Origin of the sequence: Oceanibaculum sp. (genome assembly GCF_022449305.1) — a bacterium.
GTDB classification, from domain to species: domain Bacteria; phylum Pseudomonadota; class Alphaproteobacteria; order Oceanibaculales; family Oceanibaculaceae; genus Oceanibaculum; species Oceanibaculum indicum.
On sequence record NZ_JAKUSO010000072.1, the window covers coordinates 1 to 15,137 of the forward strand.

At 63.0% G+C, this 15,137-nt stretch carries 13 protein-coding genes; 8 read left to right on the forward strand and 5 right to left on the reverse strand.

Going from position 1 to position 15,137, the window contains the following annotated elements; genetic code table 11:
- From MK313_RS15940 to MK313_RS15950, 3 genes are all read right to left on the reverse strand, one after another.
- Positions 1 to 247, reverse strand: a 247-nt coding sequence (locus MK313_RS15940; protein ID WP_287782859.1) for an enoyl-CoA hydratase/isomerase family protein, incomplete at its 3' end; no start/stop codon positions are given.
- A 22-nt stretch (positions 248 to 269) separates the two neighbouring features.
- Entirely contained in the window at positions 270 to 1,415 is a 1,146-nt protein-coding gene (locus MK313_RS15945) for an isobutyryl-CoA dehydrogenase (protein ID WP_287782861.1), read from the reverse strand.
- A 96-nt stretch (positions 1,416 to 1,511) separates the two neighbouring features.
- Complete coding sequence (locus tag MK313_RS15950; protein ID WP_083859694.1) at positions 1,512 to 2,312, reverse strand: S24 family peptidase; 801 nt, start codon at positions 2,310 to 2,312, stop codon at positions 1,512 to 1,514.
- Positions 2,313 to 2,483: 171 nt separating this feature from the next.
- On the opposite strand from MK313_RS15950, the gene MK313_RS18230 reads away from it, so the two are divergent.
- The 3 genes from MK313_RS18230 (at position 2,484) to hemB (ending at position 4,694) form a co-directional block, all read left to right on the forward strand.
- Complete coding sequence (locus MK313_RS18230) at positions 2,484 to 2,729, forward strand: helix-turn-helix domain-containing protein (RefSeq protein ID WP_083859697.1); 246 nt, start codon at positions 2,484 to 2,486, stop codon at positions 2,727 to 2,729.
- Between the two features lie 235 nt (positions 2,730 to 2,964).
- On the forward strand, positions 2,965 to 3,498 hold the full coding sequence (locus MK313_RS15955) for a PAS domain-containing protein (RefSeq protein ID WP_040707337.1): 534 nt from the start codon (positions 2,965 to 2,967) through the stop codon (positions 3,496 to 3,498).
- 230 nt (positions 3,499 to 3,728) lie between these two features.
- On the forward strand, positions 3,729 to 4,694 hold the full coding sequence (gene hemB, locus MK313_RS15960) for a porphobilinogen synthase (RefSeq protein WP_287782881.1): 966 nt from the start codon (positions 3,729 to 3,731) through the stop codon (positions 4,692 to 4,694).
- On the opposite strand, the gene MK313_RS15965 is transcribed toward hemB, so the two are convergent.
- On the reverse strand, positions 4,684 to 5,703 hold the full coding sequence (locus tag MK313_RS15965; RefSeq protein WP_287782868.1) for a YheT family hydrolase: 1,020 nt from the start codon (positions 5,701 to 5,703) through the stop codon (positions 4,684 to 4,686). The genes hemB and MK313_RS15965 overlap by 11 nt on opposite strands.
- Complete coding sequence (locus tag MK313_RS15970; protein ID WP_287782870.1) at positions 5,684 to 6,583, reverse strand: alpha/beta fold hydrolase; 900 nt, start codon at positions 6,581 to 6,583, stop codon at positions 5,684 to 5,686. Before MK313_RS15970 ends, MK313_RS15965 begins: the two co-directional genes overlap by 20 nt.
- Positions 6,584 to 6,882: 299 nt before the next feature.
- On the opposite strand from MK313_RS15970, the gene MK313_RS15975 reads away from it, so the two are divergent.
- The 5 genes from MK313_RS15975 to MK313_RS15995 form a co-directional block, all read left to right on the forward strand.
- Positions 6,883 to 7,881: a TAXI family TRAP transporter solute-binding subunit gene (locus tag MK313_RS15975; RefSeq protein ID WP_040707342.1), complete on the forward strand. Its 999-nt coding sequence runs from the start codon at positions 6,883 to 6,885 to the stop codon at positions 7,879 to 7,881.
- A 151-nt stretch (positions 7,882 to 8,032) separates the two neighbouring features.
- Positions 8,033 to 10,183 carry a TRAP transporter permease gene (locus MK313_RS15980; RefSeq protein ID WP_287782873.1) on the forward strand — a complete coding sequence of 717 codons (2,151 nt, stop codon included), beginning with the start codon at positions 8,033 to 8,035 and terminating at the stop codon, positions 10,181 to 10,183.
- Between the two features lie 125 nt (positions 10,184 to 10,308).
- A complete protein-coding gene (locus MK313_RS15985) occupies positions 10,309 to 11,829 on the forward strand; it encodes a malonate--CoA ligase (protein WP_287782875.1) in 1,521 nt (506 codons plus the stop codon).
- 70 nt (positions 11,830 to 11,899) lie between these two features.
- A complete protein-coding gene (locus MK313_RS15990; protein WP_287782877.1) occupies positions 11,900 to 14,275 on the forward strand; it encodes a penicillin acylase family protein in 2,376 nt (791 codons plus the stop codon).
- Positions 14,276 to 14,323: 48 nt separating this feature from the next.
- On the forward strand, positions 14,324 to 15,137 hold an 814-nt coding region (locus tag MK313_RS15995), incomplete at its 3' end, for a pyridoxal-phosphate dependent enzyme (RefSeq protein ID WP_287782879.1).

The window sequence follows — 15,137 nt, forward strand, 5'->3', positions numbered from 1 at the left end:
CGACGATCGACTTCCACACAGCGCGCACATCGCCGCCGGCGCAGAAGGCCTTGCCCCCCTCGCCCCGGATCAGCACCGCCTTCACCGCCGGGTCCGTCTCCCAGGCGGCGAGCTGCGGATCGCAGGCGCGGATCATCTCCAGGGTCAGCGCGTTCAGAGCCCTGGGCCGGTTCAGCGAGACAATGCCGCCGCCCCCCTCGACCGTGAAGGAAATATCCTGCTGCTGAATGTCCGACGGCTGCGTCATCTTCTGTCCCGACTGTTCATGTCTATTGATTGCTGTTCAGTATCTGGCGGGAAATGATGACCCGCATGATTTCGTTGGTACCTTCGAGGATTTGGTGAACCCGCAGGTCCCGCAGGATGCGCTCGACCGGATAATCCCGAATATATCCATAGCCACCATGAATCTGCAGCGCCTCGTTGCAGACGGCGAACCCGGCATCGGTGGCAAACCTTTTGGCCATGGCCGCGTGCAGCGTGGCTTCCGGATCGCCGCGATCCAGCGAGGAGGCCGCGCGATGCACCATCAGACGCGCGGCATCCAGTTCCGTCGCCATGTCAGCCAGCTTGAACTGCAGCGCCTGGAACTCGCCCAGCTTGCGGCCGAACTGGGTGCGCACCTGCATGTGCTCGCGCGCTGCCTGCAGCGCCGCACGGGCACCGCCCAGCGAGCAGGCGCCGATATTGATTCGTCCGCCATCCAGCCCCTTCATGGCGATATTGAACCCCTCGCCTTCCGCGCCCAGCCGGTTGGCGGCCGGCACACGGCATTCCTCGAAGATCACGGCGCGGGTCGGCTGGCTGTTCCAGCCCATCTTGCGTTCCTTCTGGCCGAAGGACAGGCCGGGTGTTCCTTTCTCCACCACAAGGCAGGAGATGCCCTTCGGCCCGGCCTCGCCGGTGCGGACCATCACGACATAGATGTCGCTGGCACCGCCGCCCGAAATGAAGGCCTTGGAACCATTCAGCACATAATGATCGCCATCAAGGACCGCGCGGGTCTTCAGCGAGGCGGCATCCGATCCCGCCCCCGGCTCCGTCAGGCAATAGCTGGCGAAATGCTCCATCGTCAGGAGCTTCGGCAGGAAGCGCGCCCGCTGCGCATCATTGCCGAAGCGGTCGATCATCCAGGACGCCATATTGTGGATCGAGATATAGGCCGCCGTGGAAACGCAGCCCGTGGCCAGTTCCTCGAAGATCAGCGCGGCATCAAGCCGGCCAAGGCCGCTACCGCCATGGTCCTCGCCGCAATAGATGCCGGCGAAACCGAGACTGGCCGCCTCGCGCAGGCAATCGACAGGAAATATCTGCTGTTCATCCCATTCCGCCGCCGATGGGGCCATCCGCTCCAGCGCGAATTGCCGCGCCGTCTCCTGGATGAGGCGCTGATCGTCATCGGGCAGAAAATTCATGGGCGGACGCCCCCCAGATGCTTTTGGGCGCTCTTCGGGCGCTTTTCGCCGGATCATACGGGCGCGTGACTGGCTGTCAATCCGGCGCCATGCCGCTCAGATCAGCCGCAAGGCGTAGAGCGCCCGTCCGATCAGCAGGAAGGGCTGATCGACGCTGAGGTCGATGTCGTAACCCTCATAGGTCGGATTATCGCTGCGCACGCGCAATCGGCGCCCGGGCAGCCATTGCAGCCGTTTCATCAGGACGCGGCCTTCCAGGCAAAAGACGAAGACGTCGTCGGCCGGACGGGCACCATCCTCGCTGCGGTCGATCAGAACCGGCGTGTTCGCAGGTATGGTCGGCTCCATGCTGTCGCCGCGCATCACATGGATTGCAAGCTGCGATGCCTGCAGGCCCGGCAGTTCGGGCATATGCTTCATGTCGAGGTAGATCAGCGCCGGCTCACCCTCAGGCGCATTTCCGCTTGGCTTTGCATCCCCCACCTGCTCGCCGGTTGGCTGCAAGGCGCAATCGAGGCCGGCAGGGCTCACCCCGATCAGCGGCACCGGCACAAGGCCTTCATGTCCCGCTTTCGTCCGTGCCCTACCATCAACAGCAAGAGGGTCGTTCGCGCCGGCGAGCATCTCCCCCTCGCCGGTAGCAAGCCACTCCAGGCGCACGTTTCCGGCCCGTGCCAGCGCAATAAGCCGCTGGCGCGAGGGGTCGGACACCCCACGCACATATTTCCGGACGACCTGATGCGACAGGTCCGCCCGCTTTGCCAATTCCATGATGCCGCCAACATTCTGTGCCAGCATCATGACCCGTTCGGAGAACCCTTCGGTCCTGCTTCGACCATCGTTTGACAATGGTCGTAACGATGGGCTTTCTGCGTCATCCATTGGATCGAAGCTCATAGCCACTTCTTTAGCTTGTTACCATTTGCACTAAAGTCAAAAAATTTCACGCAACTTTTGCCGTCGACTTCTCCATTCGGAATTGACGCCAGAATTGCATTGCACGTATGTTTACCTCCCTTGCTCTATATGGATAGAATCTCGCAATAATACTAAAAAGGGTTGCTGAACATGCCACGAACAGGTTGGCACCCGGCAGACATCACGGCTGCCGTAAGAAAGAAGGGAATGACCTTAACGGCACTTGCCCTCTCCCACGGGCTCAGCGAATCGGCCTGCCGGAAAGCCTTACTGACCAAGTACGCAAAGGCCGAAATCGCCATAAGCCGGTTCATCGACGTTCCACTCCATGAGCTCTGGCCCGAACGTTGGACACCCGATGGTTCTCGTATCCGGCGCCAGCGCAATCAGGCCTAGAATATTCCCGTTCGTTACCGAATGGCACCTCAAAACTTATGAAGAGTAGATTTTACTATTTTATTCAAGGCGACCAAAACTATCTACTTTGATTGCCATGCACATCAGTGACCGTCTATGTTGATTGCAGATTAGCGAAATAATGGCTGGACAATCATTTTTAGTGTAACTAACATCCACAAAAGCACTACTTTTAGATAATAAACAAAGAAAAACGGCACGTTTGGCGCGATAGATGGGTATTTTATCCAACGACATCGACCCCAGATTGCAGACGCTCTACGATCATTGGCTGCAAGTGCGGAAGGGTGCGCTCATCCCGAACCGCCGGGACATCGACCCGGTTGCCATATGGACTGTCCTGCCTTTTGTGTGGATGTGCGATTACATCGCCGAGAGCGGCCGCTTTCGTTTCCGACTCGCCGGTGAGGAAATGAACATGTTCCACCATCGGAACCTGGTCGGCACCTATCTGGACGAAACTTTCCCGGAAGTGCAGCAGGACCATGTGATCGCCAAGTACCGCCGTGCCATCGAAACACCGGCCATTCTGTACGTGCGCGGCGCCATCCATGCGAAGACCCACCCCTATCTGCGTGGCGAGCGCCTGCTGCTGCCCCTGCTGGATCAGAGCGAAGCCCCCACCATCATTGTCGGCGCCACCGTGTCTCACATGGGGGCTGGAACGGGCGTGAGGACCGGCGCAACCGGCCAGAAGCTTGATACGCCGCCCACCTGCGAGACAATCGAGTTCCCGCTCTCTCCATAACAAGTCCCGCGCCTACCGCCGCCAGGGCTTTCTTGCGCCGTTCCGCCGCCAGCCGCTATAGTTCGGCAGATGCGCTGGAATGCGCAGAGAATAATGGATAGCCGGGAAGCAGCTCAATGAACGGACCATTCGCGCGGGGCAGCCAGTCCATTCCAGCCAGCACGCCAGCCGACACGGGCGCACCGTCCTCTGCCGGTTCCGCCGTGGCGCCGGCGTTCCCGCAGGTACGGATGCGCCGCAACCGGCAGAGCGACTGGTCGCGCCGGATGGTGCGCGAAAACACGCTGACGGTCGATGACCTGATCTGGCCGGTCTTCGTGATGGGCGGTCGCGGCGCCAGCGAGCCGGTTGTCTCCATGCCAGGTGTTATGCGCCATAGCGTGGACCGGCTGGCCGAGGCCGTGCGCGAGGCCCAGGCGCTGGGCATTCCGGCCATAGCACTGTTCCCGCAGATCGATCCGGCGCTGAAGAATGTCTCCGGCACCGAGGCCACCAATCCGGACAATCTGGTCTGCCAGGCGATCAAGGCGATCAAGGATGCGGTTCCCGATATCGGCGTGCTGTGCGATGTGGCGCTGGATCCCTTCACCGATCACGGCCATGACGGCGTATTGCAGGATGACCGTATCCTGAACGATGAGACGGTGGAAATCCTGTGCGGCCAGGCGCTGGTCCAGGCCGAGGCCGGCTGTGACATCATTGCGCCGTCGGACATGATGGATGGCCGGATCGGTGCGATCCGCCGCGCCCTCGACGGCGCCGGCCGCCAGGACATCCAGATCATGGCCTATGCGGCGAAATACGCCTCTGCCTTCTATGGCCCGTTCCGCGATGCCGTCGGCTCCGCCAGGACCCTGGGCAAGGCCAGCAAGTCCACCTACCAGATGGACCCGGCCAACACCGATGAAGCGCTCCGCGAAGTGGCGCTCGACATTGCCGAGGGCGCGGACATGGTCATGGTGAAGCCGGGCATGCCCTATCTCGACATCGTGCAGCGCGTGAAGAGCAGCTTTGCCGTGCCGACCTTCGCCTATCAGGTCAGCGGCGAATACGCGATGCTGAAGGGTGCCATCCAGAATGGCTGGCTCGACAATGACCGCATCGTTCTGGAAAGCCTGATGGCCTTCAAGCGTGCCGGTGCCGATGGCGTGCTGACCTATTTCGCGGTAGAGGCAGCGAAATTGCTCAACCGGTAAATCTCTCCGCAAAGAACTGCAGAAGGCACCGGTCGTGCCAGGCGACCGGCGACGCATCGTGGAAGCCGACATGGCCGCCGCCCGGCGCCAGCAGGCAGGTCAGCCGGTCATTTCCGGCCTGCATGGCCTTGCGGTAAGACACAGCCGGAATCCAGGGATCATCCTCCGCATGGATCAGCATCGTCGGCACCTCAATGGCCGGCAGGAAATGTAATGCGCTGCATTTGGCATAATAATCGGCGGCGCCCGCGAAACCGTTTCTCGGCGCGACATGCCGGTCATCAAATTCCAGCACGGTCGCCACGGACTGCACGGCCTGCCGTTCAGCCGTTGAGAGGGCGTCAGGCGGCCCGGCCAGCGTCTCCTCCTTCATCCGCGCCAGTAGCCAGCGGTGATAGAGCCAGTTGCGGTGGTCGAGGAACCGGCGCGAGGATTCGGCAAGTTCGATGGGCGCCGATACCGACCCCGCCGCCAGCACCGGAAAGTCCCGGCCCTGTTCGGCCAGGAATTTCAGCAGCATATTCCCGCCCAGCGAATAGCCGACGAGGAGCAGCCCGTTCACGGCAAGCTCCGGCGGCAGTTCCAGCAAGGCATCCCCAAGGTCGGCACTGCGCCCGGCATGATACTGGAACCGGCAGAGCGGCCGGGACGGGCCGGCACCGCGCAGGCTGAGCCGAAGCACCGGATAGCCCGCCGCCAGGAAGACCGAAGCACTGCGCAGCATGTACAGACTGTCCTGACAGCCCGTCAGACCATGGATCAGCACCACGAGAGGATGCTGCGATTTTCCCTGTTCTGGGTATTGCAGCGCCGCGAGCAGCATGTCGCCGCTGCCGTCACACATTGCGAGCTTTAGCTCTCGAACAGGATAGGCGCTCAGATCCGGCGCGCGGCCGACCAGCAGGTTGCGCACCGTCTGCAGGTCACCGCCCCACCAGGGCGCGCGGCGTCGGAAGGGTGGAAAGCCCGCCGGATAGTGTGAGGGCGTGCTAACCGTTCTGCCCGCCATCGGCTGCCGCTTCCGCCTTGGCGCGCTCGCCCCCGGAACGCCCCCAGTCGCGGACAATGGCGATCTGGTCTTCCACCATCAGCGAGGGCGCGTGGCCGCACCCGGGAATCTCCATCAGTTTCGCCTTCGGGCCTCGTCGCGTCATTTCCTGGGCGGTTTCGCGCAGCAGCACGTCCGATGTCTCGCCGCGCAAGACCAGCACCGGGCATTCGATCTTGTCCCAGATCGCCCACATATCGATGTCCTGCAGCGGGTTCTTGCGGAATGCGTCGCCGATGGCCGGGTCGAGATGCAGCGTATAGGTGTGATTGGGCTGCCGTTCGACACTGTGAAGCACCATGGCGCTCCACTCCGAATCGCTGAGATCGCCATAGCTGGCGTAGATCTTCCGGAAATGCTCGTCCACCGCCTGCAGATTCGGGAATACCAGCTCCTCGCCGACATATTGCCCGATGCGCTCCAGCGCCTGCTTCGGGATGAATGGACCGACATCGTTCAGCACCAGCCGGCGGATCGGCGAGTCTTCCTCGGCGGCCAACAGCATGCCGATCAGCCCGCCCATCGAGGTGCCAATCCAGTCGACGGCGCCAAGCCCGCGATAGGCCAGCAAATCCTTCGCGTGCTTCAGATAGGTGCCGTAATGGTAATCTTCCTTCTGCGAAAGCCAGCCGCTGCGGCCCCGGCCGGCCACATCCGGGCAGATCACCCGATAGTCGCCGAGCAGCGCCTGGGCCAGCTGGTCGAAATCTCGTCCCTGGCGCGTCAGGCCATGGGCGCAGATGGCCACCCGCTCCATACGGCGTTCGCCCCATTCCGTGAAGCCGAGCCAGACGGTTTCCCCCGTCGCCGTGCTTGCGAAACTTCCCTGGCTGGGTTTCATGGGTGTCTCCCTCGGTTTCTCAGCGGTGCGAAGGTCTGGCCGGTAGGCTCAGTCTAATGATGTTTTTATATCAATACCATATCGCAACAACAGCGGGATTACCGGGTTACCAGAACCCCGGATTCACCGAGCTTGATTGCATACGCTGTAACGCAGGGAAGGCAAAAGCAGTTGCAGATTTCCTCAACTCGTTTAACTAAATGATGCGTGCCGATGGTGTGCCAAGCGCCATGAGAGAACCGCAGGATATGTGGCAAGGCGCCCATCGGATATTGAAAGTTGGCTTTAGGGAGGCCCCAATGAAGCTCAATCTAATGCGTTTTAGCGCCATCGCCGTGGCGGCTGCGCTGTTTGTTCCGGCAGCGGCCGACGCGCAGGACAAGGCCGGCTGGCCAAGCTCGATCAAGGTCGGCACCGCCTCGCAGGGCGGCACCTACTTCGTGTATGGCGCGGGCTGGGCGAACCTCGTCCAGGAAAAGCTGGGCATCAACACCAGCTCGGAAGTGACCGGTGGTCCGGTGCAGAACATGGCGCTGGTCAATTCCGGCGGCGTGCAGTTCGCCATGACCACCATGGGTCCGGGCTATGATGGCTGGGTCGGCAAGAGCCCAATCGCGCCGGGCGTCGAGATGAAGAATGTCCGCGCCACCTTCCCGATGTACATGACCCCGTTCCAGATCGTCGCGCTCGAAAAGTCCGGCGTGAAGGGCATCAAGGACCTTGAGGGCAAGACCGTCGGTGTCGGCCCGCGCGGCGGTACGCCGGGCACCTACTTCCCGCTCTGGTTCAAGGAGCTGGGCGTGAATGTGAAGCCGCAGTTCGGCGGCGCGAACGACCTCGCCGGCCAGGTGCAGGACGGTCTGATCGACGGCTTCGCCTTTGGCGCCGGCCTGCCGATTGCCGCCTTCGCGCAGATCGAGGCCCAGGTCCCGGTCAGCCTGTTCGCCTTCACCAAGGACGAGCAGAAGAAGATCCTCGACGCTTTCCCGTCCGTGTCCGCCTTCACCATTCCGGCCAACACCTACAAGAGCCAGAAGGAAGAGCAGCACACGGTTGCCATGTGGAACTTCGGCATCGCCCACAAGGACATGCCGGAAAGCCTGGTCTATGAGGTCATGAAGGTCGTCCTCGACAACAATGACCGCATGATGCAGATCCACAAGTCGGCGGCGGACACCAAGCCGGAGAACTACGTGAACAACAGCTTCATGTGGTTCCACCCGGGTGCGATCCGCTACTACAAGGAAAAGAACCTGCCGGTGGACAAGAAGCTGCTGCCGCCGGAATACAAGGGCTAAGTATAAGGGCTGATGGCCCAGCCTGTATAAAGGCGTATGATACGGCTCCTCCTCGCCAGTCCGAGGGGGAGCCGTTATTTTATAGAAGGCACGCGGCGGCTAGGGAGGCTGCGGACGCGTGGCTTAATAAACGAACAAGAGTGCGGGGAAGATGCAGGACCAAAAGAATTCGGAAGTTCTGGTGCAGGCTGCGGACGAGCCGCCCCCCAGTAACGAACGGAAGCTGGAAGGCTGGCAGAAACTGCTGCTTGCCGTTCTGTGCATCGGCTATGCGACATTCCATCTGATGGTGCTGAACGTCTTTCCGATTGAGACGTGGAGCTTCCGGATCATGCACATCGCCGGGGCCCTGGCCATCGGCTATCTGCTGGTCGCCGCCTGGACCACGGACGGGCTTGACGGCAATGGCACCTGGATCAGGCCCATCGAATACCCGCCCCTGCTGATCGCGCTCGGGCTTGGCGGCTACAGTTTCTTCTGTGTCGTCTATGCCTTCGTCGCCGCCGACGAGATGATGCCCGATCCCTGGATCTTCGGCACCTCCGGCTGGCCGCTGGTGCTGTCCACCGTCGTCGCCATTGGCGCCGGCTGGCTGTTCAAGCCGCGCGACCATCGCATCGGCTGGTATGACTGGATTCTGGCGATCAACAGCCTGTCGGTTGCCGGCTACCTGCTGTTCAACCTAGCGGCGCTGCAGTTCCGCGCCGGTGTCATGCCGATTCCCAGCGACATGCTGTTCTCGATTGCCGGCGTGCTGCTGATCCTGGAGCTGACCCGCCGGGTCGCCGGCATGGCGCTGCTGGTGATTGCCGGCCTGTTCATTGTTTACACTTTCGCCGGCCCCTACCTGCCGGGCATCCTGAATCATGACGGCTACCGGATGGACCGCTTCTTCAGCTACATCTATACGGATAGCGGTATCCTGGGGCCGACAACGGCGGTTTCCTCCACCTACATCATCCTGTTCATCGCCTTCGGCGCCTTCCTTCAGATTTCCAAGGTCGGCGACTATTTCGTGAACTTCGCCTTCGCGATTGCTGGTCGTGCCCGTGGCGGTCCCGCCAAGGTGGCGGTGTTTGCCAGCGGCCTGATGGGCATGATCAACGGCACCTCCGCCGGCAATGTGGTGGCGACGGGCTCGCTGACCATTCCGCTGATGAAGCGGGTTGGCTACCGGCCGCAGAGCGCTGGCGCCATCGAGGCGGCGGCCTCCACCGGCGGGCAGATCATGCCGCCGGTCATGGGCGCGGGCGCCTTCATCATGGCGGAGATCACCGGCATCCCCTACACCGAACTGATCGTCGCCGCGCTGATCCCGGCCTGCCTGTACTTCATGTCCGTGTTCTTCATGGTGGATTTCGAGGCCGCCAAGATGGGCATGCGCGGCATGCGCCAGGACGAGCTGCCGGTACTGTCCAAGCTGATGAAGCAGATCTATCTCTTCCTGCCCATCATCATCCTGATCGGCGCGCTCTATATGGGCTATTCGGTCATCCGGGCCGGTACGCTGGGGCTTGTCAGCGCACTGGTGGTGAGCTGGCTTAGCCCGAACAAGATGGGCCCGATCGGCGTGCTGCGGGCACTGGAAGCGACGACCAAGATGTCGATCCAGCTGATCGCCGTCTGCGCTTGCGCCGGCATCATCGTCGGCGTCATCGGCCTGACCGGCGTCGGCCTGCGCTTCTCCTCGCTGCTGCTGGACATCGCCGACAAGAGTCAGCTGATTGCGCTGTTCTTCGCGATGGTGATCTCCATCGTGCTGGGCATGGGCATGCCGACAACGGCGGCCTATGCGGTGGCGGCCTCGGTGGTGGCACCCGGCCTCATCCAGCTCGGCATTCCGCCGCTGGTGGCGCATTTCTTCGTGTTCTACTACGCCGTCATCTCAGCCATCACGCCGCCGGTGGCGCTGGCTGCCTATGCCGGCGGCGCCATTGCCGGCGCCGACCCGATGAAGACCTCGGTCACCGCCTTCAAGCTGGGCCTCGCCGCCTTCATCGTGCCGTACATGTTCTTCTACAGCCATGGTCTGCTGATGGAAGGCGAATGGCATGTCATCCTGCGCAACGCGGCGACCGCCACGGTGGGCGTCTACATGCTGTCCGGCGCGGTGATGAACTGGTTCCACGGCCGTCTGCCGATGCTGATGCGCGTGATACTGTTCATCGCGGCCCTGATGCTGATTTCGGGCGGTTTCATCACCGATATCGTCGGCATCGTCATGGGGGCGGCGCTGTTCTTCTGGCAGAAGACGCGCAAGCCCTCGGAAAAGGCACCGCTGAAGGCTGACGCGGAAGCCTGACCGGAAAGCGAAGACTGACAAAGGGGCGGCATGGACGGAGCCAAGGCTTCGCTTGTGCCGCCCCTTCTCTTTTCGCTATAGACCAATACGACTAACAAGAAATATCCCACCGGGTGGATGCCTCCATGAGCGACAATCTGTACGAGCTGTTCGAAAGCCGTTTCCCCGCCGACCGCGCGGAGCTGTTTATCGAGACCGGCGATGGCCGGCGCTACAGCTATGCCGACCTAGAGAGCTGGAGCGGCCGGATTGCCAACCTGCTGGTCAAGCTGGGCGTCACGCCAGGCGACCGCATCGCCGTGCAGGTGGACAAGTCGCCGGAGGCCATCTTCCTCTATCTCGCCTGCCTGCGGGTCGGTGCCGCCTACCTGCCGCTGAACACCGCCTACCAGCAGGCCGAAATCGAATATTTCCTGACCGATGCCGAGCCGCGCGTCGCGGTCTGCCGCCCCGGCACCGAATCATGGGTCGGTGACTGCGCTGCGAAGGCCGGCACGCCGCATGTGCTGACGCTGGGCGGTGCGCAGGACGGCACGCTGGTCGAGCAAGCGAGAAACCTGTCGCCCGACTTCGCCACTGTCGCGCGCGGGCGCGACGATCTGGCGGCCATCCTCTACACTTCCGGCACCACCGGACGCTCCAAGGGCGCTATGCTGACGCACTGGAACCTGGCCTCCAACGCACTGACGCTGCACAAGGTCTGGCATTTCCAGCCTGGCGACGTGCTGCTGCACGCCCTGCCGATCTTCCACACCCACGGGCTGTTCGTCGCCACCAACTGCATCCTGCTGAACGGCAGTTCGATGATCTTCCTGCCGAAGTTCGATGCCGACGAGATCGTGAAGCTGCTGCCCCGCGCCACCGTGATGATGGGCGTGCCGACCTTCTATGTCCGGCTGCTGGCGCATGAAGGCTTCACCCGCGACCTGACCAAGCATATGCGGCTGTTCGTCGCCGGTTCTGCGCCGTTGCTGGCCGACACCTTCAACCAGTTCCGCGAGCGCACCGGGCAGGCCATTCTGGAGCGCTATGGCATGACCGAGACCGGCATGCTGACCTCCAATCCCTATGAGGCCGACAGGCTGGCCGGCAGCTGCGGCATGGCCCTGCCCGATGTCGAGGTGCGCATCGCCGACGAGAATGGCACGGCGCTGCCCGTTGGCGAGACCGGCGTGATCGAGGTGCGCGGCCCCAACGTCTTCAAGGGCTATTGGCGCATGCCGGAAAAGACCAAGGCGGAAATCCGCGAGGACGGCTTCTTCATCACCGGCGATGTCGGGCGCGTGGATGAGCGCGGTTATGTCTGGATTTCCGGCCGCGCCAAGGACCTCATCATCTCCGGCGGCTTCAACGTCTATCCGAAGGAGGTCGAGGAAGAGATCGACCAGCTGGACGGCGTCGAGGAATCCGCTGTCATCGGCGTGCCGCACCCGGATTTCGGCGAGGCCGTGGTCGCCGTGGCGACGGCACGCGCCGGGCAGACGCCGCCCGCGCCGGACGCTGCCATCGCCCATCTGAAAGGCCGCCTCGCCGGTTACAAGGTGCCGAAGCAGGTATTCTTCGTATCCGAACTGCCGCGCAACAGCATGGGCAAGGTGCAGAAAAACCTGCTGCGCGATCAGTACAAAGACCTGTTCGCAAAATAGCCGGTAACCCGCTGACATTTCTGTTTTTCCTCCCATATCTCCGGGGAACGCGGAGAAGGGAGCAACAGGCATGCGGCGCTGGCTGAAACGGATCGGACTCGCCGTAGGAATCCTGCTGCTGTTGGTGATTATCGCCGGGACCGGCGGATACTTCTGGCTGCGTACCTCTCTGCCGCAGCTAGAGGGTAATGCTCCCCTGCCCGGCCTTACCGCCGATGTCTCGGTGATCCGCGACGAACACGGCGTCCCCACCATCCGGGCGGCCAGCGAGGCCGATGCCTACCGCGCGCTCGGCTATGTCCATGCCCAGGATCGGCTGTGGCAGATGGAGCAGATGCGCCGCCTCGGCGCCGGCCGCCTGTCGGAGCTGACCGGCTCCGCTACGCTGGAGTATGACCGGCTGATGCGTACGCTGGGTCTCTATCGCCTGGCCGAGCGCGGCGTAGAACAGGCGTCCCCTGCTCTGCGAGAGGCGCTGGACGCCTATGCCGAGGGCGTGAACACCTGGCTGGACACCCATGAAGGCGCCCTGCCCCCGGAATTCGTGCTGCTGCGCCATAGGCCGGAACCCTGGCGGCCCGCCGATAGTCTGGTCTGGGGCAAGCTGATGGCAATGCAGCTGACCGGCAACTGGCACGCCGAGCTGAAGCGCGCCCAGCTTTCCCCGTATTTCACGCCAGAGCAGATCGAGCAGCTCTGGCGCACCGATCCTGAAGCACAGCATGTTCCGGCAGCGATGGCGCCGCTGCCATCCGGCCTCGCAGCGCGCGTGCTGGCCGCCCTGCCCCCGGCACTGGCGCCCCGGCGTGCCTCCAACATCTGGGCGCTGGATGGCAGCCGCACGCCCAGCGGCAAGCCGCTGCTGGCGAACGATCCGCATCTCGGCCTGACCAACCCGGCATTGTGGTATCTGGCGCGGATCGAAGTGCCCGGCCTCACCTTGGCCGGCGCCACCGTGCCGGGCGTGCCGATGCATCTGATCGGCCATAACGAAAAGGTCGCCTGGGGCTTCACCACCACCCATGGCGATACATCGGACATCTTCATCGAGAAGATCGACCCGGCAGATGCCGGCCGATACCAGTCTCCCGATGGCAGCGTTCCCTTCGAGAGCCGCGAAGAGATCATAAAGCTGCGCGGCGGTGAGGAGGTTACGGTCACGATCCGCGCCAGCCGGCATGGCCCGATCGTCTCCGACACGCATGGCGGCAGCCGGCAGGCGCTCGCCGCCTATGGCAAACCGGAGGAATTTGCCCTCGCCCTCTCCGCCACCCTGCTTGACCCCGATGACCGCACGGCGGAAGCGCTGTTCCGTATGAACCGCGCGGAAAGCGCGGTGGATTTCCGCACGGCGCTGCGCGATTTCCATGCGCCGCAGCAGAACATCGCCTTCGCCGATATCGAGGGTTCCATCGGCATGGTGACCGCCGGCAAGGTACCGGTCCGCCGGTTCGGCGATGGTTTCCTACCAGCCCCCGGCTGGACCGGGGAATATGACTGGGCCAGCTTCCTGCCCTTCGAGGAATTGCCTCAGCATTTCAACCCGCCTTCCGGCCGGGTGATGAATGCCAATAATGATGTCACCGGGCCGGACTATCCGCATTATCTGGGTCGCAGCTTCGACACGCCGCACCGCGCCCGTCGCATTGCCGAACAGCTGGAGAGCGGAAACAAGGCCGATGTGCAGGCGATGACAGCGCTGCAATATGACGCGCTGGATCTCGCCGCGCCGGAACTGCTGGCGGTGATCCTGCCGATGCTGCCGGACAGCCCCGCCCGCCAGCTGCTGTCCGGCTGGGATGGGCAGATGCTGCGAGACCGGCCGGAACCGCTGCTGTATCACGGCTGGCTCCGGCACTTGCCGAAACGGCTGCTGGCGGATGAGTTCGCGCCTACAGGTCAGGAAGTGCCATGGCTCGCCAATCATCAACTTGCCGGCATGCTGCGCGGCGAGGGCGGCTGGTGCGATGACATCTCGACAGCGGACCGGCAGGAAAGCTGCACCGATATTGCGCGCGCGGCGTTGGACGACGCGATAACGGAACTCTCGGCGGACTATGGGGCGGAGATGATGGCGTGGCGCTGGGGCGATGCGCATCGCGCGCGTTTCTCCGGCATGGTGCTGGGCCGCATTCCGCTGCTGGGTCCGCTGTTCGATGTGGTGGTCGAGACCGATGGCAGCAACACCACGGTCAATCGCGGGACCAGCCGCCTCGACAACGACGATGCCCCCTATCGCCATGTGCATGGGGCCGGCCTGCGCGCGGTGTTCGACCTTTCAGACCTTGACGCCTCGCTCTTCATTCAGGCGCCGGGGCAGTCGGCTAATCCCTTCTCCCCGCATTATGACGATCTGGCCGGGGACTGGAGCGTGGGGCGCTATCTGCGCGTCACTGCCCCACAGGGGCAAGCCATGCGGGAACTGCGCCTGACACCCGCCCCCTGATCGGACTATGCTGCGCGATCCGATCCCGATACCCATTTCAGGCCAGGCATGACCGTCACGCTGCACGATATCGAACAAGCCGCCGCCCTGCTTGCAGGCAAGCTTGTCCGCACCCCGCTGGTCCCTGCGGTTGGCCTCAACGAGGAGCTGGGCCTCGACCTGCATCTGAAGCTGGAGAATCTGCAGCGCGCCGGCTCCTTCAAGTCACGTGGCGCCTTTGTGAAGATGAGCCGCCTGCCGAAGGAAGCCACGCGCAATGGTGTGATCGCCATGTCGGCGGGCAATCATGCGCAGGGCGTTGCCTATGTCGCGCGCGAACTGGGCATCCCCGCGACCATCGTCATGCCGGAGAACACGCCCTTCATGAAGGTCGAGCGGACGCGCCGCTATGGCGCACGGGTCGTTCTCAAGGGCGAGACGCTGAGCGAATCCGCGACCTTTGCCCGTGACCTGGCGGATGCCGAAAAACTGACCTTCGTGCATCCCTATGACGACCCGGACATCGTCGCTGGCCAGGGTACGCTGGCGCTGGAAATGCTCGCCGACAATCCGGGCCTTGATGTCCTCGTGGTCCCGATTGGCGGCGGTGGGCTGATCGCCGGCATTGCGACCGCCGCCAAGGCGCTGAAGCCCGGCATCGAGATCATCGGCGTCGAAGCCGCGCAATATCCCTCCATGTATCAGGCGCTGCACGGCGAGACGCCGACATCGGGCGGACAGACTCTGGCCGAGGGTATTGCCGTGAAGATTCCCGGCGCGCTGCCGCTGGAGATCGTGCGCCAGCATGTGGACGACATCCTGATGGTGGAGGAGAGCGCCATCGAGCGTGCCGTCCAGCTGCTGGTCGAAATCCAGAAGATTG

Coding starts and splice junctions, on each gene's coding strand:
- MK313_RS15945 (WP_287782861.1), bottom strand. CDS start 1,415: ATGAATTTTCTGCCCGATGACGATCAGCGCCTCATCCAGGAGACGGCG.
- MK313_RS15950 (WP_083859694.1), bottom strand. CDS start 2,312: ATGAGCTTCGATCCAATGGATGACGCAGAAAGCCCATCGTTACGACCA.
- MK313_RS18230 (WP_083859697.1), top strand. CDS start 2,484: ATGCCACGAACAGGTTGGCACCCGGCAGACATCACGGCTGCCGTAAGA.
- MK313_RS15955 (WP_040707337.1), top strand. CDS start 2,965: ATGGGTATTTTATCCAACGACATCGACCCCAGATTGCAGACGCTCTAC.
- hemB (WP_287782881.1), top strand. CDS start 3,729: ATGCGCCGCAACCGGCAGAGCGACTGGTCGCGCCGGATGGTGCGCGAA.
- MK313_RS15965 (WP_287782868.1), bottom strand. CDS start 5,703: ATGGCGGGCAGAACGGTTAGCACGCCCTCACACTATCCGGCGGGCTTT.
- MK313_RS15970 (WP_287782870.1), bottom strand. CDS start 6,583: ATGAAACCCAGCCAGGGAAGTTTCGCAAGCACGGCGACGGGGGAAACC.
- MK313_RS15975 (WP_040707342.1), top strand. CDS start 6,883: ATGAAGCTCAATCTAATGCGTTTTAGCGCCATCGCCGTGGCGGCTGCG.
- MK313_RS15980 (WP_287782873.1), top strand. CDS start 8,033: ATGCAGGACCAAAAGAATTCGGAAGTTCTGGTGCAGGCTGCGGACGAG.
- MK313_RS15985 (WP_287782875.1), top strand. CDS start 10,309: ATGAGCGACAATCTGTACGAGCTGTTCGAAAGCCGTTTCCCCGCCGAC.
- MK313_RS15990 (WP_287782877.1), top strand. CDS start 11,900: ATGCGGCGCTGGCTGAAACGGATCGGACTCGCCGTAGGAATCCTGCTG.